Here is a 22,978-nt window from a genome sequence, read left to right as displayed (position 1 = left end):
CCCGTTTGGTCTCAGGAAAACTGTGGAGGGCGAGAGGGAGGCCAATGGTGTGGGTCTGACCTAAATTCCTCCAAAATCCTTCGCTGATCCTCGGTGACCAATCCACGCTCCGTGGCCAGCTCAATCAACGTGGAGTAATCGGTCAACGCAAACCACGGCACCCCGGCCCGGGAAAAGGCTTCCTTGGCTTCACGAAACTCATAGGTAACCACCGCCGCCACCCCCATGGGAACATAACCGACCTCCCGAAGGGCAGACACGGTACTGAGTGCGCTGCCTCCAGTGGAAATCAAATCTTCCACCACCACCGTTTTGGACCCCGCAGCAAGGCGTCCTTCAACCCGGTTGACGGTACCGTGTCCCTTCGCTTTATCCCGGACGTATACCATGGGGAGACGAAGGCGATCGGCCACCCAGGCTGCATGGGGGATCCCCGCCGTGGCCGTGCCGGCCACTCCCTGCGCCTCCGGCCAGCGCCGGCGAATTTCTTCCACCATGGCGTCGGCAACAGCCTCCCGCACCCGGGGATACGAGATGATCAGACGGTTATCGCAATAAATCGGCGAGCGGATCCCCGATGTCCAGACAAAAGGCTCCTCCGGGCGCAAGAATACAGCACCGATATCCAACAGATGCCCGGCGATCAACCGAGCCACCGATTCCACGCCCATCGTCAAACCCACCCGCGCAGTTGTACCGCTTCCGCCAACCGCCGAATCCCGACCATGTAAGCCGCCAACCGGGTATCAACCTGATGACTTTTCGCCATGCCCAACACTTTATGTACGGCTGCCACCATCATCTGGGCCAACCGCCGGTTCACTTCCTCCTCGGTCCAATAAAACCCCTGGTTGTTCTGCACCCATTCAAAATACGATACAGTTACCCCCCCGGCATTGGCCAGGATATCAGGAATCACGAGAATCCCCCGCCGGTCGAGAATGCGGGTCGCTTCCAGAGTCGTCGGGCCGTTCGCCGCTTCCACCACGATCCGGGCCCGAATCTGGTCGGCATTGTCTTCCCGGATCTGATTTTCAATCGCCGCAGGAATCAAGATATCGCATTCCTTTGTTAGCAATTCCTCGTTCGGGATGCGTTCATTCTTGAATAAGTTCGTCACCATGCCGAAAGAATCCCGTCGATCGAGCAAATGGGGAATATCGAGGCCGTCGGGCTTATACAGCGCGCCCCCGGCGTCACTGATCCCCACCACCTTTGCCCCTTCTGCGTGCAAGATCTCTGCGACATGGCTACCCACATTCCCGAATCCTTGGACGATCACCCGGGATCCAGCAAGTTCCATCCCGAGAGTCTTCGCCGCTTCCCGGGTTGCGATGACCACACCGAGAGCCGTGGCTTTCTCCCGCCCCCTCGAACCCCCGAGTACGATCGGTTTACCGCTGATAAAGGATGGAGAATCATATTCCCGGATCCGGCTGTATTCGTCGTACATCCAAGCCATCACTTGGGCATTGGTGTACACATCCGGCGCCGGGATGTCCTTCGCGGGCCCGACGATCTGGCTCACCGCCCGGACATATCCCCGGGACAAACGTTCCAGTTCTCCCAAGGACATGGTCCGTGGATCACACACGATGCCACCTTTTCCCCCGCCGAAAGGCAGTTCAAAAATGCCTGCTTTCAGGGACATCCATAATGCCAGAGCCTTCACTTCCTCCTCGGTCACATCGGGGTGAAAACGAATTCCCCCCTTGGTCGGGCCAACCGCATCATTATGTTGAACGCGGTAACCGGTGAACACTTTCACTGAACCGTCATCCATGCGAACCGGGATGCGGACGGTTAAAACCCGCAGGGGTTCCCGAAGCAGCTCGTATGTGGCATCTGAATATCCGAGTTTCTTTAACGCTTGTTGAATGACCTCCTGAGTCGCCTCAAACAAACTGCGCGACACAGAGGGCATGCTGGCGCCTTGAATCAGTCGTTTTTGGGCCTTCACGATGTCCCCTCCCCACGCCGCTCTCCTCTTGATGCGAGAGGCCGCCCCTCTCGTTTCCCATTATAATCGAAAAAAGCGAAAGGACGCGAGAGAGCGCCGGGGGCGGGGGTCAAAAGCGCCCCCTCCGCAGCTCCAACCCATCCCCTGTAATGGACCATTCTACCGGATCGCCGGGTTCAATTCCGAGGGCCTTCATCACCGGCTCAGGCAGATGCACCGCCCCCTCTTCGTCCACGCCCAGAATCCACCCTTCCAGCTCTTCACAAGGTTCGTTTTTCATCGTTCTCACCGCCCGCGCGTTCAAATGGTCGTCCATCGTCATTTATATCCTCGGGGTTTGTTCCTCATACAAGTTTGGTCTGAGCCGCGCGGGTTGGAAACCCGCCCAGGTGGCATGATATAGATACGCGACCCCACTACGGCCTGCCCGAGCGGGGCGAGTCGTCGGAGAAGGGGGAATCGGGATTCGCCTTCGCATTTTGTCGCAACTCCGGGCGGGGGCAAAGAAGACCCTCTTGTTTCCAATCCCTTTGCCAACGAAACGGGCGAACCGGACAGTCGGGATGCGTGAACCAATGAATGGGACAGTCGTAGCGGTCAATACAAGACATCGGCCTCAACCTCCTCGCAGGTTCCTCGTCATGAGATCCTTACGACAATTTGATGTCATCGTATAGCGGCGCAGAAAATTGTACACAATATATTCAAATTCATTTTGTCGATTTGTGTTATAATACTGTATGAAATCGTTGGCGCGAAGTCTTCAAGACTTTCGATAGATCGGGCTTGTATCTCCCCCGACACTTCGCCGAAAAGAAAATGAGATTTTATAAAGGAGTGGATCACAGTGGGTAGCATGTTGGAAAAGGTTCATCGAATGAACGTGCTGTTGCAGAAATCGGCAGCCGAGTCCATCGATTTTAAAGAGATGTCGGAACTCCTGAGTGAAACCTTGCGGGCCAACGTCTACGTGGTCAGCAAGAGCGGCAAGATTCTGGGTTACGGCATGGCCGAGTACGCCCTAACTGCGGAATGGGAACGCATCATGAATGTCGACGGGCGGTTCCCCGGCGCATTCAACGACACATTGCTCAGCTTCAGCGAAACGGCGGTCAACCTTCAGAACAAAGAGAAGCTATATGTGTTTTCCGAAGAGGAAAACGAGACGTTCCGTCAGAAGAACATCATGATCGTTCCGGTGGTCGGCGGGGGAGAACGCCTGGGAACGATGTTGCTTGCCCGACTGGATCGAAAGTTTACCGACGAAGACATTATCTTGGCGGAATACGCCGCAACCATCGTGGCCATGGAGATTCTTCGCGCGAAACAGATTCAGCGGCAGGAGGAAGCCCGCAAGCGCATGATGGCGCAACTCGCTTTCGATAACCTGTCGTATTCCGAAGTGCAGGCGGTCATGTCGATCATGAACGCGCTCAAGGGCGACGACGGCGTGATCGTAGCCAGCCGAGTGGCCGACGAAGGCGGGATCACCCGCTCCGTAGTGGTCAACGCCGTGCGCAAACTTCAAAGCGCCGGTTTGGTGGACAGTCGGTCCCTCGGGATGAAGGGGACCTATCTGCGCATCCTCAATCCCTTTTTGCGGGACGTGCTGAGAAAAGCTGTGGTCTGAACCGACCCGCAAAAAACTCCATCTCTATCCTATGAGCGGGGCGCCGGGATCATCCCAGCGTCCCGCTTATTTAAAGCCGGAAACCCCGCAGCAGACCGGTGCGCCGAGGCTTGACATGCGCAGGGACAGCCCGCCGATCCTGCCCGCGGGGAGATCAAGAACCTCGACTCACCCGGAAAACCACGTAGTCCCCATCCCCCACCTGGGTTCCTGGAGAAGGCGTTTGGTCGATGACCGTGCCCTTTGGCCGATCCGAGGATACGATTTCGTACTGATAGTGGATACCGAGGCTAAGCAATTGAGATTGCGCCTGATCCAACGTGAGACCGGTAAGATCCGGCACCGTTTTGGCACCCGGACCGGGTGTGGCCCCGGGAGACGCCGATCCACCTGGCGTTGTCGTCCCAGTCGAACCGGAGGTGGACGCGCCCGACCCTTGTGTTGAATTGCCAGACTCCGGACTGGAGGCCGGTCCTGCCGCCGCTGAGCCGGGAGAGTTCGGGGGGACCGCCACCTGAAGATGAACCACCCGGTCGGGTTTGACAGCTTTTCCGGCATACGGGTCTTGACCGATCACCGTCCCGGGAGGCTGGGTGCTGGCCTGGGGCTCTTTCACCACCTTCGAAGGATCAAGCCCGGCTTGGACCAGGGCCCCCAAGGCGTCATCGTAGGACTTCCCCACGACAAAAGGCATCGTCGCATCCCCCGGCCCCCGCATAAACACCGAGTAGGCCAGACTCGCTCCGCCCACAACGGCCAGGATGACGACCATCAGCACCATGGCTGCCCGGGACCAGTGAAACCGGTGCATCCACCCGGCCACTCCCGGACGGGGAACCGCCCGGGCAGCGCCGGCAATACGAGTTTCGCCCCGGCCTGTACCTCTTTTTGTCGAGAACGGTCTGCCCCGCCCAAACGCCATCGCCCGCACTTGAGCCCAGGGGTTGGGAGTGCCGCCGCTAGGGCGAATTCCCTTCCCGGCCGGGCGGTTTGAAGCTTCCCCGACACCGGCTTTTTTCGGGGAAAACGTAGGGGCCGAAACCATCGCGGACGACGAGCCGTCGAGAAGCTCCGAAGGTGCTTCGCGAAAGACATCTTTAAGCCCGCGCACGCAGGTTTCGAGGTCGGAAAACTGCAAGGCCGGGTCCTGGGAGACTGCCCGCAACCACCAATGGCCAAAGGCCTGAATCCAAAGTGGCGGGATTTGGCCATTTAAGCTTTCCTCAAGCACTTCCCACTGCAAAGGGGCATCCGGGTTTCCGGTCGCCAGCCGCACAGCCGTATGGGCCAGCTCCCGGGGGAGAGAGTTGTTCCCCGCCCCCAGTCCGTAAAACACAACCCCTCCTTCCGGCCGAAGCCAAATCCAGCGGGGGTCCAGGGACACGCCCCGAAGGCCGGCCCGATTCCACTCTACAGCCGCCTCTCCGAGTTGCGCCAATCTCGACAACCACGTTTCGGTACTCCCCGACGCAGACTTCCACGCCCGCCAAAAGGGTTGTCCCGCCACGCGCCCGTACACCACGTACACCGTCCCGGCGTCTAGACCCACATCATAGATATCCGGCCGGGAAGGCCAACTCCCGCCTGCGGCCGCGCGAATATCCCGCAGCAGATTCTCCCGGTCTTCGTCGGGCATTCCGGGAAACACCGCCAGAGCCACCGGGCGGTGAAGCGAACGATCCCACCCCAGGTGCAATTGCCCTTTTTGCGTCGATCCGACCATCTCCTGAGATTCGTATCGCTCGCCCCAGACAAGATTCACCATGGGGTTCCCCCTCCCACTGATCATCCATCCCTATCTTACTGGTATTCGAAGGTCGAGGTTATTTTCGGGCCGTCCAGCCGCCGGTCACCCACCCACCTATTCCTTTTCTTCGACAAACGGTGAAAATCGTGATACACATAATAGTATAGTCCCAACCGGGCTCAAGGAGGGTGCGACCATTGCCAAAAACGCTGTTCGACAAAATTTGGGAACGCCACGTGGTGGACGCGGAACCGGGGAAACCGGCTCTCTTGTACATTGACCTGCACCTCGTCCACGAGGTGACATCCCCGCAGGCTTTTGAAGGACTCCGTCTCGCCGGGCGGCGGGTTCGACGGCCGGATTTGACTTTCGCTGTGGTGGATCACAACGTGCCGACCACCGATCGAAGCCTGCCCATCGCCGACCCCATCGCCGCCGAGCAGATCCGAACCCTCGAAAAGAATTGCCAGGAATTTGGCATTCGCCTGTGGAATCTGCACGATGCCGAGCAAGGCATCGTCCATGTAATCGGACCTGAACTCGGCTTGACGCTGCCCGGGAAGACGATCGTTTGTGGAGACAGCCACACTTCCACTCACGGGGCTTTCGGAGCCCTGGCCTTCGGAATCGGGACCAGCGAAGTGGAGCACGTCCTGGCCACAGGGTGTCTGCCCCAAAACAAACCCCGCACCACCGAGGTGCGGTTGGTGGGCCATCGTCAGCGAGGGGTATCCGCCAAAGACGTTATCCTCGCCCTCATCGCCAAGTACGGCACCGATTTTGCCACCGGTACCGTGATTGAGTATCGGGGCGAGGCGATTCGAGACATGTCTATGGAAGAGCGAATGACGATATGCAACATGTCGATCGAAGCCGGCGCCCGGGCAGGACTGATCGCCCCGGATGAAACCACGTTCAATTATATCCGTGGCCGCCGATTCGCTCCCCGGGGTGAGGCGTGGGACGCCGCCCTGCGGGATTGGAGGGAATTGTACACGGACCCCGGAGCGTCCTTTGATCAATCGGTGGAGCTGGATGTCTCGTCCTTAGCCCCCCAAGTCACGTGGGGTACGAATCCCGGAATGGGAACGGACGTGACCGGGGTCGTTCCGAGCCCGGAAGACTTTGAAGATGAAAGCCGCCGCCGGGCGGTGGAGCGGGCCCTGGAGTACATGGATTTGAAACCGGGAACCCCCATCACATCCATCCAAATCGACCGGGTGTTTATCGGCTCGTGCACGAACAGCCGGATTGAGGATTTGCGGGCGGCCGCCCGGATCGTGAAAGGGCACAAAGTGGCCCCCCATGTGAAAGCCATGGTGGTCCCGGGCTCAGGACTCGTCAAACAGCAAGCGGAAAAGGAAGGTTTGGACGTCATTTTCAAAGAAGCGGGCTTTGAATGGCGAGAGGCGGGTTGCAGCATGTGCCTCGGCATGAATCCGGATATTCTACAGCCCGGAGAACGGTGCGCGTCCACGTCCAACCGGAATTTTGAAGGACGCCAAGGCCGAGGCGGCCGAACTCACCTGGTCGGTCCGGAGATGGCAGCGGCCGCGGCTGTGGCCGGCCATTTTGTCGATGTGCGGAATTGGTCATAATTCCAATCTGAAACCAAAAGGGAAGGCGGGAGAATATGGAGCCGTTTGTTCGCCATGAGGGCCTGGTCCTGCCCTTGGACCGGGTGAACGTGGACACCGACCAGATCATTCCCAAACAGTTTCTGAAACGCATCCAGAGGACGGGATTCGGTCAATTCCTGTTTTACGACTGGCGGTTCCGGGAGGATGGATCCCCGGACCCGGAGTTCATCCTCAATCAGCCGGAGTATCGGGAGGCGTCGATCCTTTTGGCCCGGGACAATTTTGGCTGCGGGTCTTCCCGGGAGCACGCCCCTTGGGCGCTGAAGGATTACGGGTTTCGGGTGATTATCGCCCCTTCCTTCGCTGATATTTTTTATAATAATTGCTTCAAAAACGGTCTGTTGCCGCTGGTTCTTCCCGGTGAGGCCGTGAACCACCTGTTTGACGAGGCGGGGCGGATGCCGGGCGGCTATCGGTTGACGGTGGATCTGGAATCCCAGGAGGTGCGGGACAACCGGGGGTGGCGGATGAGGTTCGAAATCGATCCCTTCCGGCGGGAATCGCTGCTCAAGGGGTTGGACGACATCGGTATGACTTTGGAGAAAGAGGATCGAATCGCCCGGTATGAGCGAGGGATGCCCGGGTATTTGATTCCGCGGGAAGCCTGACTGGCGGCACAAAAAGGCCCGGGGAGCCATTGCTCGCGGGCTTCGGCGCCCCGGCACCTCGTCTGTGCCCCAGCTTATTGGTAGGCGGGTTGTACCGGGCCCGCCTGCTGGCCGATCGGCTGGTAGGTGTGCAGCAAAGTTTGGGCGGTCTTGTCCAGCAGGGTGGGCACTTGGTACCACCCTTTTTGATTCATGAACAAGAAGGTTTCGTACGCTTGTTGGGCACAGGTGACCGCTCCGTTCACCATCATCTGGCGCAAGTTGGGGTCGGCGCACTCCAGGGCGGCCTGCATATGATTGCGGGCGGAGTTTTTGTGGGCGGACAGCACCGCACCGGCAATCTGCTGATCATTGAAAGACGTCACCCCGGTCTGGGGAGATACCGGAGAGGGCTGACGAAGCCCGTAGGCGATTTGCTGGGGCTGCGCCAAGCGCATATCCGGCTGATGGGGTGTTGCCGCTTTATAGGTATGCGTATAGTTGACCATTTCATTGTAGGCCGCCACCGCTGATTGGATGTGGCGCTCGATCATTTGCCTCAGACTCTGATCCTGGCACTGACGGGCATAAAAAGAAAAATGTTCAATCTGCGACCGGGTTTCATTGAGGATTTCATGGGTCTCCATAGCTTCGTGGGCACCGTAGGGCATGTGGATTCCTCCTTGGCTGAGATCTTGTTCCTCCCGTAGCATGGCATGGAAAGGAAGCCTTTATGCACGCCATGTCGGACTCGCCCCCCGGTGCCCGAAACCGCCTGCCTCACCGCACCGCTTCCTCGGTCTCTTCGTCAAACAAGTGAATTTTTGACAGGTCCGGTGCCACCTTCAGCCGCTGCCCCGGCTCCGCTTTCAAGGACGGATCCACCCGCACCGTCAAAGCCTGATCCCCGTGGCTCACGTAAAGATAGGTTTCCGCACCGGTGGGCTCCACCACTTCCACGTTGACCTCAAATCCCGCATCGTTTTCTGAAGTGGCGGGATGCAAATGTTCCGGCCGAACCCCCAGAACCACCCGGGGGCCAACCCCCTTCCGTTTCACCGCATCCGCCAAGGGGCCGGGCAGGGCAATCCGGATGTCTCCGGCCGTAAAAACAACCTGGCCGTCCTCTTCGCCCCATCGACCGGATACCATATTCATCGCGGGTGAACCGATAAAGCCGGCCACAAACAAATTCGCTGGGGAGTGATAAATCTTCTCCGGCGAGTCCACCTGCTGGATCACGCCATCTTTCATCACGGCGATCCGGTCCCCCATGGTCATCGCTTCCGTTTGGTCGTGGGTCACGTAAATCGTCGTGGTCTCGAGACGGCGGTGCAGACGGCTGATCTCCGCCCGCATTTGAACCCGCAGCTTAGCGTCGAGATTGGAAAGCGGCTCGTCCATCAAAAAGACCTGGGGATCGCGGACAATGGCTCTTCCCAGTGCAACCCGCTGCCGTTGCCCCCCGGACAGGGCCTTGGGTTTCCGGTCCAGGAGGTGGTCGATACCCAAGGTTTTCGCCGCTTCCCGAACCCGTTGATCGATCTCGGCTTTCGGAACCTTTCTCAATTTCAATCCGAAGGCCATGTTGTCAAAAACCGTCATGTGCGGGTACAGGGCATAATTCTGAAACACCATGGCAATATCCCGATCTTTCGGCGGCACGTCATTGACCAGGCGGTCCCCGATATACAGCTCGCCGGAGCTGACCTCCTCCAACCCCGCGACCATGCGCAGGGTAGTGGATTTCCCACAACCAGACGGCCCCACCAGCACCATGAACTCCCCATCGGGAATCTCTAAATTCAGCTCATGCACCACCACATGCTGACCGAAAGATTTGATAACATTTTTAAACGTCACACCCGCCACGCCTTCTCGCCCCTTCCCATCGATTTTCGCATCAGGATGAGCATACCGGGCGACCGGCGAGACGTCATCGTCCATCTTTCACGAAATTCTTCGGCATGATCAACAAGGCGATTGGGCAACCTGCCCGAATCGATGGAGAACCAGCGCCGTGTACAATTGCAGAGCCCCGTCGAAACGCCGGGGATCCAGTCCCGTGCACTCTTGAATGCGGTCCAGTCGATACATCAAGGTGTTGCGATGGACGAACAGGGCCCTGGCAGCCTCACTGATGTTTAAGTGGTGTTCGACCATGGCCCGTACCGTTTCTTCTATAAAGGCGTATTGCTGCAACGCGTCCTTCAATACGCCCCGGCTATAGCGCAAGGCTTCGGTCCTGGGAAAAGCAGCCAGAAACCGCTCCCAGGCCAGGTCCTCATACCGGTAGACGCGCCGACCCGGGCGCAGGACCCGGCCCAGCACCAGAGCTTCTTCGGCCTCCCGGCGCCGGAGCGGCCAATCGAGCCATCCCTCGGTGAGCCGTCCCACCCCCACCGAGAACGGGACCAAAAGTTCGGCTTCTAAGTTATCCACCCACTCCAACCACGGCTGAATGGCCCGCCCGCGCTGGTTTTTATCTTCGTTCCCGCGGCTGCCGATTTCCGTTTTTCGGGCCGCCCAGACCCTCGCTCCCTCCACCGCCGCCAAGGCGCCCCGCCGGCCATCCGCCATGGCCAGGACCACCTGGGACCAACCTTCCGGTGGAACGCCATGGCATTCGATGAGCCCGATTTCCCAACCCCGGCCTTCGGGATCATCCCCGCCTTGAAGCAGCGTTCTCACCCAATCGCCGGCTCCCCGAATCGGCAACCCTCGCGCCCCCCTTGTGGAATGTCATGCCGGAGGCCCCATCTGCAACAGGAGGCTGTGAGTCCCCCAGGAGGCCACGGCCAGAAACGCCGCGAGTCCAAAATAAAGAACGCCATAACCGATCCGCGAGGAGACCGGGATCCAGATGTCGGGCTGATTGCGCATGCGCCAAAACTCCAAAAAGCCAAAGATCAGGATGAGAAACAAGATCAGATTCGGCCTCGTCACTGCGATCGCCGCCGCCACCGCCAGTCCTGCGCCCCACAACTTGCGATGAACCGCCCGGACCACCCTCCCGCCGTCCAGGGGATAGACAGGTAAAAGGTTGAACAGGTTGACGAAGAATCCCACGTAGGACAAAAACAGCATCAAGATTGAACCCGTCCACCCATACCATAACCAGCAGATCGCCGCCCCCACGGTGCCCGCGATCGGCCCAGCGATCCCGACAAAAGCGTCCTCCCGGGGATCGGCGAATTGCGTACGCAGGCGGATAAATGCCCCCAAAAACGGAATGAAATAAGGGAGGGACGCCTCGCCTCCCTTTATGCGGATCGCCACCACGTGACCCATCTCGTGCACAAACAGTAACAACACGAATCCGATGGCAAAAGGCCACCCCAGAAATACAGCGTAGGCCACGATGGTCAGGAGCATCGTTAAAACCGGCCCCTTGGCCAGAGCCAACAGTTTAACGAGCGCCCACAATTTCGCCCCGAATTTCCCAAGAATCAGAGCGATGGCCGCAAATATGCCGGCCGTTCGCCGTTTCATGAACAGACTCATCCTTTCCGCGGGCGCGAACCACCCACGCTACCAGTATACCATCCCCTTTCTTGTCACGGCAGTCTGCCCTCTTGAATCAACTTTCGCTGGCGGTCGAGTAAGAAGCGGAGGAGAGTGTCAAGATGCCGCTCGTCCACATGCAAAAACGTGCAGGCAATCCGGCTTCTAGAAGCCAGCAGCGGCTCCACCCGCACCACCCTCGCCCGAACCGGCAGCTGCAAAGCGGGCAACTCCAGAGTCAGTTCCAACTCATCTCCTGGCTTGAGGTTCGCCTGGGCAATGAACAAGCAGCCGTTGCCACTGAGATTCACACATCGCCCCTTGTGATCGTCCCATGTTACGGGCACATCCACCGGGACCCGAAAATACTGCCGACGCCGCTCTCGCTCCCAGCGCTGGGGCATCTCCAACTCCAATAGCTCGGCTTTCCCGTGAACCCGGCCGGTGACCCGGGTCGTGGCCACATAACAGTCCCCCTTCCGGGGAAAAATTCGCACCCGGATCTCCGTCTGGTTTTTCAATCCAGCCACATTGGGCCACAGGACCCAAAATTTATTGTCCTGGATATCGTACACCACCGATTCGAACTGCACCGTCTCTTCGCCTGCCTGATATTCCCCGTGAACTTTAAACCCTGGTTTGATCAAGAAAAATTCCTCCCGCAGTGCCCCCCTGGCTCGTTGATCCATATTCTTTGATTGAACTATTCATCAACGAAGCCGGGAATTCCTCTCGGGCTTCGCCAAAAATTCCCCCATCAAAGCAAAAAGCCGAGCGCCTCGCCCGGCTTCTGCCAACCATTCGATCTGATTTCGCACTGCCGGCCCCCAGAACGGGGCCGAACAGGCACTCGACAAAGTTAAACCTCCTCTGGCCCGGTGGGCGAATTCAAGCCACTAGCCGTTCCGGTTGCCCGAGAGCCTCACATACGGCGCTCAGAAATTGTGCCGCTGGACCGCCATCCACCGCCCGATGGTCGAAGGTCAGGCTAAGGGGCAGTCTTTGCCTTTGTACAATCCCCTGATCGCTCAAAACAAGATACGGCTCCGCCCGGCCCACACCCAGCAGACCCACCTCTGGCGGGTTGAGAATTGGTGTGAAGAACTGTACCCCGTAAGTCCCCAGATTGGACACCGTAAAGGTTCCCCCGGTCATCTCTTGGTGCGTTAATCTCCCGGCCCGGGCCTTTTCTGCCAGACAGGCGGCTTCCCGGTGAAGCTCCTCTAAAGTGAGCCGATCGGCGTCGACGATCACCGGCACCAGCAGTCCCTGGTCAGTGTCCACAGCAACCCCGAGATTGACCCGGGACTGGCGCGCCGGGCCGTCGTCTGTCCAGTGCGCGTTGATATCCGGGTGATCCCTCAGCGCCAGTACCACCGCTCTTAGCACCCAATCGTTTAGCGACGCCTCCGGCGCCCACCGCTTTCGCCACTCCATGAGCCGGGTGATGTCCGCCCAGGCCATCTCCGTCAATTGGGCGGAACCCTGGAGACTTTCCATCATCCTTCGGGCGATGGTCCGCCTCACCCCCCACCCCGGGCCCTGAGCCAGCCGGGACGAAGATGAGACCGCCTCCCCAATTGCAACCTGACGCACCTGCACCCTTTCGGCATCGGCCACCGTCGGCGCCCGATGGCCGGTATCCGGGGCCCCGTCCGGCCCCTCTTCACGCCCCACCGCAGCGGCCCGGCGGACATCGTCTTCCGTGGGGCGGCCGCCGGGCCCAGTCCCTGCAATGGCAGCCAAATCCACCCCCAGTTCCCGGGCCAATCGACGAACACGGGGCGAAGCGGGCACGAAGCTCGGCTCCGGCTTTTCCTGCACCTTCTCCGGGGGCACCGGCGCTTCGGCCGTCCCCGAAAACGAAGGGGCCATACCGGTCTCGCCCGCCGATGCCGCCTCGTCAACCACTGCCAGCACTTCCCCCACGGCCACCGTCTCGCCCCGCCGTTTAAGAATCTTGGTCACCACCCCGTCCACCGGGGCGGTTACTTCACTCACGGCTTTCTCGGTCTGGACTTCCACCAGGACATCCCCGGCTTTGACAGAGGCTCCTTCTTGAACGTGCCAAAACACCACCACACTGTCGTATCCTTCCTCGCTGGTTTTCGGCATTCGTACTTCCATGTCTAGTCCTCCCAATGAGGTGATGAATCGGCTACGCCTCCCGAATCAATTCCCGGGCCGCCCGCTCAATGGCGTCAACCCCGGGGAGCACGAAATCCTCTAAGGGGTCACTGTAAGGAATGGGGACATCCGGGATCGCCAATCGCCGAACGGGGGCCTCCAGTTCGTACAATGCCCGCTCAGCCACCGTCGCCGCCACTTCTGCCGTCATCCCATACGACAGGTAGTCTTCGTCCACGACGAGCAGGCGGTGGGTTTTCTTGACCGACTGCACCAAGGTGTCCCGGTCCAAGGGGGCAAGAGAACGCAGATCCACGACCTCCGCCTCGATTCCGTCGGCCGCCAGCCGCCCGGCCGCCCGAACGGCGTAATGGGTCATCATTTGAACACCCACGATGGTCAGATCTCGGCCCTCCCGCACCACCTTCGCCTTCCCCAAAGGCACCGTGTAGGGTTCGGCGGGCACTTCGCCTTCCGATTCTGGAATGGGGTCCATCCACCCCAGCCCTTGCAAAGATTTGTGAAACATGAACAGCACCGGATTGTCGTCCCGGATGGCCGAGATCATCATTCCTTTGATATCATAGGGCGTTGACGGGGCCACTACTTTCAAGCCCGGAAGGTGCGCAAAAGTCGCGTATAACGTTTGGGAATGTTGGGCAGCGTCGTTATAACCGCCCCCCACCGCCGTCATCAACACCATCGGAACTTTAACATTCCCGCCTGACATGTAATGGATCTTGGCCATATGGTTATAGATCTGGTCCATGCACACCCCGAAAAAGTCCACGAACATCAGCTCGGCGATGGGCCGCATCCCCTCTACCGCGGCACCGATAGCCGCCCCGATGAAGCCAGTCTCAGAAATGGGCGTGTCCCTCACTCGATCCGGGCCAAAGCGGGTGAACAGCCCTTCGGTGGACCCGAAGATCCCCCCGTATTTCCCAACATCTTCCCCCATGACGAACACCCGGGAATCCCGCTCCATTTCCTGAGCGATGGCCTCCGCCAACGCCTTTGACCCCGTCAACCTTCTGCCAGTCGTGGCCGTCAACTTCGATCCCTCCTCATTCTTTCTCAACCCGTCGCGCCAAACAACAAATACCCTTCTCCGGGGGCGGGCCGATCCTCGACCTTTTAGCCTTCCGAGGTCTTCGCGAATACGTCTTCGAGAGCCTCTTCCCCCCGGGGCCAGGCGCTGTCCCGGGCAAAAGTGTAGGCCTCATCCACTTCCCGCTTCGCCTGGGCCTCCCACCCGGCCAACTCTTCTTCCCCGGCGATCCCCTGCTCGACCATGTACCGTCTTAACCGCTCGATGGGGTCTTTTTGCCTCAAATGACTCACTTCGTCCTTTTCCCGGTACACTTCCGGATCGCCCTGAAAATGACCGAGATACCGATACGTTTCGATCTCGATGAGGGTAGGGCCCTCCCCGCGCCGCGCCCGGGCCACCGCTTCTTCAGAGACCCGGTACATTTCTAAGGGATCATTGTCTTTGACCAGGGCCCCGGGTATCCCATAGGCGGCGGCACGAACGGCATTATTGGCCACAGCCGTCGATTTCGATTTTGGCACTGAAATGCCGTAGGCATTGTCTTCGATCACCACAATCACCGGCAACTTCCAAAGAGCCGCGAGATTTAACGACTCATGAAAAGCCCCAGAATTCGCCGCTCCCTCCCCGGCAAAAGCCACCGCCACCCAGTCAGTGTTGTTCATTTTGTTGCTGAGGGCCGCCCCCACCGCCTGGGGCATCCCCGCCCCCACGATCCCGCTGCAGGAAAATTTCACCGTGGGATCGAACAGATGCATGTGCCCGCCCTTTCCTTTTCCAAGCCCGGTCTCCCGCCCGAACATCTCCGCGGTCATGCGCTTCAGATCGACCCCTTTGGCAATGGCGTGGTGATGAGGCCGATGCGGGGCGGTCACCGTGTCGTCCTTACGCAGGTGCGCACAAATCCCCACGGCTGCCGGTTCTTGACCCGCCGCCAGATGCATTTCTCCGGGCACCGTCCCGGCTCCGATGTTAAACACGGGCATCTTACCTTCGGTGTACACCTTCACCATCGTTTCCTCAAAATACCGGATTTTGACCATCGTCTCGTACATCCACGTCAGCTTGTCCGCAGGAATGGCCACCCGGGCTCCCCCCTTGTGGAAAAATCAACACCTTCCTCAACATATGCAAAAAACATGCCGGCCTATGCGCCGGCTGACCAATCGTCAAAATTCGCCTGAGATCCCCCGGAATTTTGCCCGTAAAACCTTCTGTCTGACCGCTTCCGGGAATGGCCCATGCAACGTCTCACCTGTCCCATCCTGTTCCGCCTTGTTTCAACCACCGGTACAGGGTGCTTCGGGAAACCCCCAGCCGCCGGGCGGCGGCGGACACATTGCCGCGGGTGTTCTGAAGGGCATCTGCCACTGCCTCTTTGCGACTGGGGATATTCCTTCCGGGCATGGCCCCGGTTTTATTTTCAGCGTCCAAAAATGAAGTCAACCCCTCGGGGCCGATGATCCGCGAATCATCAAAAACTGATGCACAAACCATAACATTTCGTAGTTCACGTATATTCCCTCGCCACGGGTAGTCCTGGAGCAGGCGCAATGCTGCGGGATTCAATTTTTTGCCCGTACCGGTCGTATCCAGCAAATATTGCGCTAAATCAGGGATGTCCTCCTTCCGCTCCCGCAGCGGCGGAACGTGAATCGGAAGGACATGAAGGCGGTGAAACAAATCTTCCCGAAACGCCCCCTGGCGAACGAGTAACCCAAGATCCCGGTGTGTAGCAGAAACCAGCCGGACATCCACCCGGATCTCCTCCCGGCCGCCAATCGGTCGAACCGCCTTTTCTTCAAGGACTCGAAGCAGGGCGAGCTGCATTTGTGGAGGCATCTCCCCAACCTCGTCTAGGAACAAAGTTCCTCCTTCAGCAAGCCGAAAAGCCCCGGGATATCCCCCTTTTTTGGCACCGGTGAAAGCCCCCTCCTCGTGGCCAAACAATTCACTTTCCAGGAGATGTTCAGGCATCGCCCCGCAGTTGAGGGCCACAAAAGGGCCACCTCTTCGGCCGCTTCTCCGGTGGATCCACCGCGCAAGAAGTTCTTTTCCCGTCCCCGTCTCTCCCAAGAGGCACACCGGATAATCCACCCGGGCCGCCCGTTCCGCCAAGTCGATACACCTACGGAAGGATGCGCTTTTGCCGATCATCCCCTCAAAATCAACTCCTCCTTCCTGGGTCTCCACCGCTTCGTCCCCCTGTTGGGGCATCCGAGCAATGACGTCCTCCACGTGGGCTCCCATGGTCGCCACGACGCCGAGGAGATAGGGGTGGGCCGATTCCAGCGGGCCAGATAAATTCAACACACCAAAAACGTTCCCCTTCGGGTCGCGGAGAGGCACGGCGGCGCAACACCAGGGGTGTGTCGCCACCACGTAATGCTCGTACCCCGCCACGTAGACAGCGTTTCCGACCTCCAGCGCCGTTCCGATCGCATTGGTGCCCACCGCCGCCTCCGACCAGTCAGCCCCCGGAACAAACTGGATCTCCCGTGCCCTTCGAAGGGTGTCCGGATGCCCGATCTCGCTCAGGATTCGTCCATCCGCATCACAGAATAAAGCGACCATCCGCTGCTCCATCAATAAACCATGAATTTTATGTACCAAGGATTCAACTTCTCGAATCACGTCAGCATATTTGTGACGCTGCAACTCTAAATCCTCTGGCTCCAGCACAATGTCTCCGCGGTCCCGGTATGGATCCACCCCGTAGCGCCGACTCCGCACCCACGATTCGGACACGTCCCTGGATATGCGGTGGGCATCCAGCGTCCCCTCCCGCACAAACCTTTTCCAGGTCCGATACAAAAAGGGCATCTCCATCCTCCCCGTCCCCCCGTTCCGTTCCACCGGACTCATCCCCGGCACAATTGCTCGGCCTCCAAGAACAAAAAATCCTCCGGATGCTTTTTGGCGGCCCCGGCACCGGACGACCACGTCCGCCGTCCGACGGGCCAACCCGGCATCCCGGAGGCCATTGATGAGGCGATACTGAAACCGAACCAACGAGATCGACGTTGAGCCATCGGAAGTTGACATCGTGGGCAAATGGTGGTCAACACACAGGATAAGCATAAGGAGAGAAATCGCGCCCGTAGAAAAGGGCACGCACAAGCCTGCATCAGAATTGCTCGCCTCGTGGCGGATAGGACAAAACGCTCGTGAGGTAATGGCCCAATTCGGTGGCCGTTTCGCCGTCGTCAATTCCAAAATGCTGGGCCACCCGCTGCGGATCTTCGGCGTCGTGGGCATCCATGATGCTCGCCCGCCCGGTTTGTAGGCACATCACAATGCTCTTGCCCATAAAATGTTGGGAATACGTCACTGCCAGATCGAATCGCGTGCCGGCCACATCCAACGTGGCAAAATGAGTTCGGGTATCTTCCGTTTCTGAAAACAAAACGTGCTCACCCATTCCTCGATCCCCCCTTGTCAATGTCTGATGCGCGGAAGGTACCCGACGTTTTGCACGCCTTTGACTTTGCCATAGCGTGTGGCAATCCGGCGCGCCTCATACACGGTACTGCTTCGCGAACGGAGACGCCACGGGGTGGTGGGGAGCCGCAGGGACACAAAAACCCCGCCTATGAGAAGTCCTTGGCCAGGCGGGGCTTTCGCCACCGCTCCCTCCAACGCTTGCGAAGTTAGCTGACGGGTTCGGGTGGAGAGCTCACCCTACCGAGCGGATGAAACATTCTCAAATCTTCTGAGAACAGCTCGCCCGGATTCACCCCACACATGGGTCCTCCGCTTCCACTGGACATGGAACTCAGCGTCTCCGTTTTAACCATCATACATGAAAAAGGGAATTTTGGCAATGAGCGATTCGTTCACAATACGTTCACACAAGGAGGAATCGTCATGCATCCGATACCCGCAGTCCTTCTCTCCCTGGCCGTCGCCCTCGGGGCAGGCTGGTTCCTCGGAGTGCCCTTATGGATTGCCCTCATGATCGGCGCAGGTTCCATTGCCGGGGCCGCCGTCCTTCGCTCCGTCTACCACGGAGTCGAACGCCGCTTCCGGAGCCTCAACCGGCGGTGATTGCCAGGAGCCGGCCAAGCCGGCTCCCCGCCCTCAGCCGTTGCTCAAATGGCGGACATCCTCCAATACCTGCTCCATGTGTCCCTCCACCTTCACCCGAGGATAGATCTTGCGGATCACCCCATCGCCGTCGATGAGGAAGGTGGTTCGTTCGATCCCCATGGATTTCTTCCCGTAGCGGGTTTTCTCCTTGTACACACCGTAAGCCGTAGAAACTGCTGCGTCCTCGTCGGACAACAGCGGGAAGGGAAGCTGATATTTCTCCGCAAACTTTTTGTGAGAACTCGGGGAATCGGTGCTCACCCCGAGGATGACGGCGCCAACTTCGGAAAAAACCTCATGAAGATCGCGAAATCCACAGGCCTCTTTCGTACACCCCGGCGTATTGTCCCGGGGATAAAAGTACAGTACCACCGGTTTTCCGCGAAAATCCGCCAGGCTCATCGTCTCGCCCGTCCCGGTGGGAAGTGTAAAATCCGGTGCCTTCTGACCTTCCTCCACCATCTGGATCCCCTCCATCTCCCCTCCCCGCACTCCTGAGCCCATCCGTTCTGAGCCCGGGCGGGGATGACATCTCACTCGCACCCGCAACTCGGTGTCCAGGCTTTTTCACTGCCAGAATACCATAATTCCCATTCAGATACACGCCGCTCCCTTGCCCCCCGGCCCCGAGTCTCCTACAATGGGGACGAACCCAATGATGCTGATTGATTAAGGAGAGTGCATCATGCCTTCAATTCTTGTCCCATGGATGTTTTTCCAGGGGTTGTCCGACGACCCAGCCGTCGCGGCAGCCGAAGACTGGATAGAAACCAAAAACCCCGAGGTTGCAGCGCCCTGGTTCCGCGCTCTCCTCCACTTTGCCGCGGAAGAAGATCCTATCCCCCTCCCCGCCACCGTCTCCCTATGGCAATCGTACCTCCTTCACCGGCTGTTCTTTTCGACCTTCCCGTCTCCGGATGAGGGGAAAGAATGGCGTCGGGCGCTTCAAGGTGGCCTCGCGGCAGATCTGAGGCGACTGCGCCCTTTGTACCATTTGGATCCCGCTCCGCTCCTCGAATCTTTAGGCCTTAGGCCAGAGGTCTTGTCTCCGGACTTTACTTCGGCTGCCTCGACCGCCCGGGGGGACACCCTGTTAAATCAGTGGCTCAGCGACCGGTTGACCGAGGTGGCCCGGTCTCTGGAGACGACGGAAGACTGGGCGGACCTCGCCGATCTGTTCACCCGGGCATTCCGAAGCATGGGCAGCGGCCCGGCCGCTCGGCACTGGGTATTTAAATGGGAAGGGCCGAGCCGGAGGCTGGTCCCCGTCATCGAGCCCGATCCCATCACCTTGGCAGATCTGGTCGGATATGAGCGGCAACGCAAACAGGTGCTGCAGAACACCGAACAATTCGTCCTGGGACTTCCGGCGAACAATGTGCTTCTTTACGGAGACCGGGGAACGGGAAAATCTTCCCTGGTCAAAGCGCTGGTTCATGAATTTGGCGCTCGGGGATTGCGGCTCGTGGAAGTGGCCCGGCGGGATCTGGGAGATTTCCCGCTCATCATCCGCCTGTTGCGCCGCCGGCCACAAAAATTTATCCTATTTTTTGACGACTTATCCTTCGGCGAAGGAGAGACCTTTTACAAAGACCTCAAGACGCTCCTGGAGGGAGGTGTGGAACGGCGTCCGAACAATGTACTGCTCTACGCCACGTCCAATCGACGACACTTGGTGAATGAACGGTTCAGCGACCGGGGATGGCCAACCCGGGGGGACGAAGAGGACGATCTGCATCTGGAGGACACGGTCCAGGAAAAATTATCCTTGGCCGACCGCTTCGGGTTGACGGTGTCCTTCCTGTCCCCGGACCAGGAACTGTTCTTGGAGATGGTGGGCCACATGGCCAAACGGGCAGGTCTCGAAATCGAAGAAGATTCCCTCCGACGTTTGGCCCTCCAGTGGGAACGTCGGCACAACGGCCGTTCCGGGCGCAGCGCCCGACAGTTCGTGGACCATCTGGCCGGTGAACTGGCCTTGGAAAAGAAAAAGGTGGACCTGAGGTGACGAGGGGCGCGGCGTTACACCGCGCCCTCTCCGGAGACCACAGCAGTTTCTACACACTATGGCTTGGCGGGGTTTCCCGCTTCACCCAAGCCCGTTTGGGACTCAGGCACTCTTGACGGCCTCTTTCAGGGTTTTGCCCGGCCGGAACACCGGCGTCTTGCCACCGGCGATCTCGATCGTCTCCCCGGTTTGCGGATTACGGCCGGTGCGGGCTGAACGCTCCCGAACCTCGAAACTGCCAAATCCGGTCAGCCCCACACTCTCCCCCGCCTGCAGCGCTTCCTGAATCGTATCCAAGACGGCATCCACCGCCGCCGACGCCGCTTTTTTGGTCAACCCCGATTTTTCCGCCACCTTGGCGATCAAATCCTGCTTGGTCACTGGCCCACCTCCTTCCCGAAAACCCGGCCGGGACCGACTTTTCCGGCCGATTCGTCCCTAGTTTCGCCGGATTTCTCACCGGTCAAACCTGCGCGAATGGCCCCGGGGGATGGATTTCGGAAAGATTCGACCCATGACCCATCATTGTTGGCTGTCCCGAAGGGCCCGCCGCAAGATCTTGCCCACTGAACTTTTCGGTAGCTCTTCCCGAAATTCTACTTCCGTCGGAGCCTTATAGTGAGCCATACGCTCCCGGCAAAACGCGATGACCTCATCGCGGGTCAACGTCACCCCGGGCTTGCACACGACGTAGGCTTTGACTGTCTCCCCGCGGTACGGATCCGGCACCCCCACCACAGCCGCCTCCTGGATGCCCGGGTGGGTGTAGAGGACCTCTTCCACCTCCCGGGGATAGACGTTGAAGCCGCTGGCGATGATCATGTCTTTCTTCCGATCGACAATGTAATAGTACCCGTCGTCATCTCGGGTGGCGATATCCCCGGTGTGGAGCCAGCCGTCCCGAAGGACCTGGGCCGTTTCCTCCGGCCGGTTCCAATATCCTTTCATGACCTGGGGACCGCGCACCACCAATTCGCCGGGCTCCCCGGGCGGAAGTTCCTGTAGACCGGTGGCTACATCCACTATCCGCGCCTCGGTTCCCGCTACCGGCAGGCCGATACTCCCAATTTTCCGCACGCCATGATACGGATTGGTGTGCGTCACCGGACTCGCCTCAGTCAAGCCGTAACCCTCGAGAATCTTCCCCCCGGTTTTCTCTTCAAAAGCCCGAAGGACCTCCACCGGCAGCGGTGCGGACCCGCTGTTGCAGATGCGAATCGAGTCGATTCCGTATTCCCGGGCCTTGGGATGGCTGTTGACCGCCACATACATCGTGGGAACACCGGGAAACATTGTGGGCTTTGCCGTCTTGATCGCGTCCAGGACCTCGTCGAGCTGAAAACGGGGCAACATCACCAGATTCGCCCCCACAGCGATGCCCAAATTCATCCCCACGGTCATGCCGTACACGTGAAACAGAGGCAGAACGAGCAGAATCACTTCTTCCCCGTCCCGCAAACCGTCACGAAAATCCGCCAATGATTGGTGAACGTTAGCAACCAGGTTGCGATGGGTCAACATCGCCCCCTTGGAATAGCCTGTTGTTCCCCCGGTGTACTGCAAAACGGCCGTGTCCTCGGGAGAAATGGCCACCGACGGCGGGTCGCCTTGTGCCCCGAGAAGGGCCTCCACGGGTTGAACCCGTTCGGTCGCCGGGGTTTGCACCGGGCCGGGAAACTGAACGAGATACGCCCGCTCGAGGTGGGTTTTCTCCCAAACCGCTTCGACCTTCCCCCACAGCGGTTCATAAGCCACGATCACCTTTGGGTCGGCGTCCACCAGCAGGTGTTCCAACTCAGCCCCGGTGTACATCGGGTTGACCTGGACCACAACACCTCCGACAGCTAAAACGGCGTAGTACGCAATCACATAATGAGGGCAGTTGGGCAACATGATCGCCACGCGATCCCCTTTACGAACCCCAGCCGCAGCGAGACCCACCGCGGCCCGCTGGACCATCCACCACACTTGCTCATAGGTCAGGGTGACATGGTAAAAAGAAATCGCCGGCCGCCCGGAGAAACGCTCCGCACTATCGCGGAGCATTTCCGGTAACGAGATCTGAGGAAATGAAAACGTTCCGCCCATTGTGTCACCTCAATCCCTTGATCAGGAATCCAGTCGGCACATCCCCTTGGGGATCCCTACCAACCGGTCATTCGGACCTCGGCGCGCCGGGCCGGGGAGTTCCGTCACGACACCCGCACCAATTCCCTTCCCCGGAACCGCAACTCTCCGCCCCCTTGCAAGGTGAGAATCAAAAGGCGAAATTCCGGGCGAAACTCGGTACCCACCACGAGCCCGGGGTGAAACTCCAGCCGCCCTTCCACTTGGTTCCCGGGGACTCCCGGGTCGACCACCAAGTACTCCGTCCCGCACAGATCTTCCGCACCGGTCCCCCGGTGCACCGGAAGGATCCCCCGTACCGAACCGGGTCCGCAGGGAATGGAGAAACCCACCTCGGCGGCCTGAAATGCCTGGATGAAGGCATTGACCGCCTCGGGAATCCGACCGCCTTCCAACAATTCGCGGACCTGCTGAACATCTTCCTTTTTCATCTCCACCAATGCGTGGCGTACGGGCACGCTTTTCATCCTCCCCGCCGCTTTGATCCTGATCATCTCATTCGCCG

Annotated in this window: 23 protein-coding genes and 1 riboswitch; of the genes, 5 read left to right on the top strand and 18 right to left on the bottom strand. The window is 59.2% G+C overall.

Features of this window, described 5'->3' with window-relative positions:
• Nucleotides 1-11: 11 nt before the first annotated feature.
• The 3 genes from pyrE to K6T64_RS01960 form a co-directional block, all read right to left on the bottom strand.
• On the bottom strand, nucleotides 12-671 hold the full coding sequence (gene pyrE, locus K6T64_RS01970) for an orotate phosphoribosyltransferase (RefSeq protein ID WP_170086085.1): 660 nt from the start codon (nucleotides 669-671) through the stop codon (nucleotides 12-14).
• A gap of 2 nt (nucleotides 672-673) precedes the next feature.
• Nucleotides 674-1,924, bottom strand: a complete 1,251-nt coding sequence (locus K6T64_RS01965) for a Glu/Leu/Phe/Val family dehydrogenase (RefSeq protein ID WP_100669466.1) — start codon at nucleotides 1,922-1,924, stop codon at nucleotides 674-676.
• Between the two features lie 145 nt (nucleotides 1,925-2,069).
• Nucleotides 2,070-2,276 (bottom strand): AbrB/MazE/SpoVT family DNA-binding domain-containing protein, encoded by a 207-nt coding sequence (locus K6T64_RS01960; protein ID WP_170086086.1) that lies wholly within the window; start codon nucleotides 2,274-2,276, stop codon nucleotides 2,070-2,072.
• 540 nt (nucleotides 2,277-2,816) lie between these two features.
• On the opposite strand from K6T64_RS01960, the gene codY reads away from it, so the two are divergent.
• A complete protein-coding gene (gene codY / locus K6T64_RS01955; RefSeq protein WP_041305860.1) occupies nucleotides 2,817-3,590 on the top strand; it encodes a GTP-sensing pleiotropic transcriptional regulator CodY in 774 nt (257 codons plus the stop codon).
• Between the two features lie 154 nt (nucleotides 3,591-3,744).
• Here the strand turns inward: codY and K6T64_RS01950 are convergent, their stop codons facing one another.
• The gene (locus K6T64_RS01950) at nucleotides 3,745-5,352 is read right to left on the bottom strand and encodes a PASTA domain-containing protein (protein ID WP_288008340.1); all 1,608 of its coding nucleotides are present in this window, start codon (nucleotides 5,350-5,352) and stop codon (nucleotides 3,745-3,747) included.
• Nucleotides 5,353-5,534: 182 nt separating this feature from the next.
• On the opposite strand from K6T64_RS01950, the gene leuC reads away from it, so the two are divergent.
• Together leuC and leuD are read left to right on the top strand one after the other, a co-directional pair.
• The gene (gene leuC / locus K6T64_RS01945) at nucleotides 5,535-6,935 is read left to right on the top strand and encodes a 3-isopropylmalate dehydratase large subunit (RefSeq protein WP_170086088.1); all 1,401 of its coding nucleotides are present in this window, start codon (nucleotides 5,535-5,537) and stop codon (nucleotides 6,933-6,935) included.
• Nucleotides 6,936-6,970: 35 nt separating this feature from the next.
• Entirely contained in the window at nucleotides 6,971-7,585 is a 615-nt protein-coding gene (leuD, locus tag K6T64_RS01940; protein WP_288008339.1) for a 3-isopropylmalate dehydratase small subunit, read from the top strand.
• A gap of 74 nt (nucleotides 7,586-7,659) precedes the next feature.
• Here the strand turns inward: leuD and K6T64_RS01935 are convergent, their stop codons facing one another.
• The 10 genes from K6T64_RS01935 to K6T64_RS01890 form a co-directional block, all read right to left on the bottom strand.
• Complete coding sequence (locus tag K6T64_RS01935; RefSeq protein WP_100668308.1) at nucleotides 7,660-8,235, bottom strand: spore coat protein; 576 nt, start codon at nucleotides 8,233-8,235, stop codon at nucleotides 7,660-7,662.
• Nucleotides 8,236-8,344: 109 nt separating this feature from the next.
• Nucleotides 8,345-9,436 (bottom strand): ABC transporter ATP-binding protein, encoded by a 1,092-nt coding sequence (locus K6T64_RS01930; RefSeq protein ID WP_288008371.1) that lies wholly within the window; start codon nucleotides 9,434-9,436, stop codon nucleotides 8,345-8,347.
• 99 nt (nucleotides 9,437-9,535) lie between these two features.
• Entirely contained in the window at nucleotides 9,536-10,282 is a 747-nt protein-coding gene (locus K6T64_RS01925; RefSeq protein WP_288008338.1) for a PucR family transcriptional regulator, read from the bottom strand.
• A 24-nt stretch (nucleotides 10,283-10,306) separates the two neighbouring features.
• On the bottom strand, nucleotides 10,307-11,056 hold the full coding sequence (locus tag K6T64_RS01920; protein ID WP_100668310.1) for a site-2 protease family protein: 750 nt from the start codon (nucleotides 11,054-11,056) through the stop codon (nucleotides 10,307-10,309).
• A 65-nt stretch (nucleotides 11,057-11,121) separates the two neighbouring features.
• On the bottom strand, nucleotides 11,122-11,715 hold the full coding sequence (locus K6T64_RS01915; protein ID WP_288008337.1) for a flagellar brake protein: 594 nt from the start codon (nucleotides 11,713-11,715) through the stop codon (nucleotides 11,122-11,124).
• A 241-nt stretch (nucleotides 11,716-11,956) separates the two neighbouring features.
• Nucleotides 11,957-13,195 carry a dihydrolipoamide acetyltransferase family protein gene (locus K6T64_RS01910; protein ID WP_288008336.1) on the bottom strand — a complete coding sequence of 413 codons (1,239 nt, stop codon included), beginning with the start codon at nucleotides 13,193-13,195 and terminating at the stop codon, nucleotides 11,957-11,959.
• 31 nt (nucleotides 13,196-13,226) lie between these two features.
• The gene (locus K6T64_RS01905) at nucleotides 13,227-14,249 is read right to left on the bottom strand and encodes an alpha-ketoacid dehydrogenase subunit beta (protein ID WP_100668313.1); all 1,023 of its coding nucleotides are present in this window, start codon (nucleotides 14,247-14,249) and stop codon (nucleotides 13,227-13,229) included.
• 83 nt (nucleotides 14,250-14,332) lie between these two features.
• A complete protein-coding gene (locus K6T64_RS01900) occupies nucleotides 14,333-15,334 on the bottom strand; it encodes a thiamine pyrophosphate-dependent dehydrogenase E1 component subunit alpha (RefSeq protein ID WP_288008335.1) in 1,002 nt (333 codons plus the stop codon).
• 166 nt (nucleotides 15,335-15,500) lie between these two features.
• Complete coding sequence (locus K6T64_RS01895) at nucleotides 15,501-17,114, bottom strand: sigma-54-dependent Fis family transcriptional regulator (RefSeq protein ID WP_288008370.1); 1,614 nt, start codon at nucleotides 17,112-17,114, stop codon at nucleotides 15,501-15,503.
• 262 nt (nucleotides 17,115-17,376) lie between these two features.
• Nucleotides 17,377-17,670, bottom strand: coding sequence for a DUF3055 domain-containing protein (locus K6T64_RS01890; protein ID WP_013076338.1), 294 nt, complete (start codon nucleotides 17,668-17,670; stop codon nucleotides 17,377-17,379).
• A gap of 203 nt (nucleotides 17,671-17,873) precedes the next feature.
• Nucleotides 17,874-18,040: riboswitch (cyclic di-AMP (ydaO/yuaA leader) on the bottom strand.
• A gap of 76 nt (nucleotides 18,041-18,116) precedes the next feature.
• On the opposite strand from K6T64_RS01890, the gene K6T64_RS01885 reads away from it, so the two are divergent.
• Nucleotides 18,117-18,296, top strand: coding sequence for a hypothetical protein (locus K6T64_RS01885; RefSeq protein ID WP_013076340.1), 180 nt, complete (start codon nucleotides 18,117-18,119; stop codon nucleotides 18,294-18,296).
• Nucleotides 18,297-18,329: 33 nt separating this feature from the next.
• Here the strand turns inward: K6T64_RS01885 and bcp are convergent, their stop codons facing one another.
• A complete protein-coding gene (gene bcp / locus K6T64_RS01880; protein WP_288008334.1) occupies nucleotides 18,330-18,800 on the bottom strand; it encodes a thioredoxin-dependent thiol peroxidase in 471 nt (156 codons plus the stop codon).
• A 223-nt stretch (nucleotides 18,801-19,023) separates the two neighbouring features.
• Here bcp and K6T64_RS01875 point away from each other — a divergent pair, with 223 nt between their 5' ends.
• A complete protein-coding gene (locus K6T64_RS01875; protein ID WP_170086097.1) occupies nucleotides 19,024-20,346 on the top strand; it encodes an ATP-binding protein in 1,323 nt (440 codons plus the stop codon).
• 102 nt (nucleotides 20,347-20,448) lie between these two features.
• Here the strand turns inward: K6T64_RS01875 and K6T64_RS01870 are convergent, their stop codons facing one another.
• The 3 genes from K6T64_RS01870 to K6T64_RS01860 all read right to left on the bottom strand — a co-directional run bounded on the left by K6T64_RS01870 (nucleotide 20,449) and on the right by K6T64_RS01860 (nucleotide 22,967).
• Nucleotides 20,449-20,727 carry an HU family DNA-binding protein gene (locus tag K6T64_RS01870; protein WP_013076343.1) on the bottom strand — a complete coding sequence of 93 codons (279 nt, stop codon included), beginning with the start codon at nucleotides 20,725-20,727 and terminating at the stop codon, nucleotides 20,449-20,451.
• A 141-nt stretch (nucleotides 20,728-20,868) separates the two neighbouring features.
• Entirely contained in the window at nucleotides 20,869-22,434 is a 1,566-nt protein-coding gene (locus K6T64_RS01865) for a long-chain-fatty-acid--CoA ligase (protein WP_170086098.1), read from the bottom strand.
• A gap of 104 nt (nucleotides 22,435-22,538) precedes the next feature.
• Complete coding sequence (locus K6T64_RS01860) at nucleotides 22,539-22,967, bottom strand: hypothetical protein (protein WP_170086099.1); 429 nt, start codon at nucleotides 22,965-22,967, stop codon at nucleotides 22,539-22,541.
• Nucleotides 22,968-22,978: the final 11 nt, after the last annotated feature.

This window comes from Kyrpidia sp. (genome assembly GCF_023512215.1).
Classification (GTDB): Bacteria; Bacillota; Bacilli; order Kyrpidiales; family Kyrpidiaceae; genus Kyrpidia; species Kyrpidia spormannii.
Note: the sequence above shows the minus strand (reverse complement) of the source record. Positions and strands in the feature narration are given on the sequence as shown.

What these genes read in the sequence shown, in the direction of transcription:
- pyrE (WP_170086085.1), bottom strand. Translation starts at nt 671, where the DNA reads ATGGGCGTGGAATCGGTGGCTCGGTTGATCGCCGGGCATCTGTTGGAT.
- K6T64_RS01965 (WP_100669466.1), bottom strand. Translation starts at nt 1,924, where the DNA reads ATGCCCTCTGTGTCGCGCAGTTTGTTTGAGGCGACTCAGGAGGTCATT.
- K6T64_RS01960 (WP_170086086.1), bottom strand. Translation starts at nt 2,276, where the DNA reads ATGGACGACCATTTGAACGCGCGGGCGGTGAGAACGATGAAAAACGAA.
- codY (WP_041305860.1), top strand. Translation starts at nt 2,817, where the DNA reads ATGTTGGAAAAGGTTCATCGAATGAACGTGCTGTTGCAGAAATCGGCA.
- leuD (WP_288008339.1), top strand. Translation starts at nt 6,971, where the DNA reads ATGGAGCCGTTTGTTCGCCATGAGGGCCTGGTCCTGCCCTTGGACCGG.
- K6T64_RS01935 (WP_100668308.1), bottom strand. Translation starts at nt 8,235, where the DNA reads ATGCCCTACGGTGCCCACGAAGCTATGGAGACCCATGAAATCCTCAAT.
- K6T64_RS01920 (WP_100668310.1), bottom strand. Translation starts at nt 11,056, where the DNA reads ATGAAACGGCGAACGGCCGGCATATTTGCGGCCATCGCTCTGATTCTT.
- K6T64_RS01910 (WP_288008336.1), bottom strand. Translation starts at nt 13,195, where the DNA reads ATGGAAGTACGAATGCCGAAAACCAGCGAGGAAGGATACGACAGTGTG.
- K6T64_RS01895 (WP_288008370.1), bottom strand. Translation starts at nt 17,114, where the DNA reads ATGAGTCCGGTGGAACGGAACGGGGGGACGGGGAGGATGGAGATGCCC.
- K6T64_RS01890 (WP_013076338.1), bottom strand. Translation starts at nt 17,670, where the DNA reads ATGGGTGAGCACGTTTTGTTTTCAGAAACGGAAGATACCCGAACTCAT.
- K6T64_RS01885 (WP_013076340.1), top strand. Translation starts at nt 18,117, where the DNA reads ATGCATCCGATACCCGCAGTCCTTCTCTCCCTGGCCGTCGCCCTCGGG.
- bcp (WP_288008334.1), bottom strand. Translation starts at nt 18,800, where the DNA reads ATGGTGGAGGAAGGTCAGAAGGCACCGGATTTTACACTTCCCACCGGG.
- K6T64_RS01875 (WP_170086097.1), top strand. Translation starts at nt 19,024, where the DNA reads ATGCCTTCAATTCTTGTCCCATGGATGTTTTTCCAGGGGTTGTCCGAC.
- K6T64_RS01865 (WP_170086098.1), bottom strand. Translation starts at nt 22,434, where the DNA reads ATGGGCGGAACGTTTTCATTTCCTCAGATCTCGTTACCGGAAATGCTC.
- K6T64_RS01860 (WP_170086099.1), bottom strand. Translation starts at nt 22,967, where the DNA reads ATGATCAGGATCAAAGCGGCGGGGAGGATGAAAAGCGTGCCCGTACGC.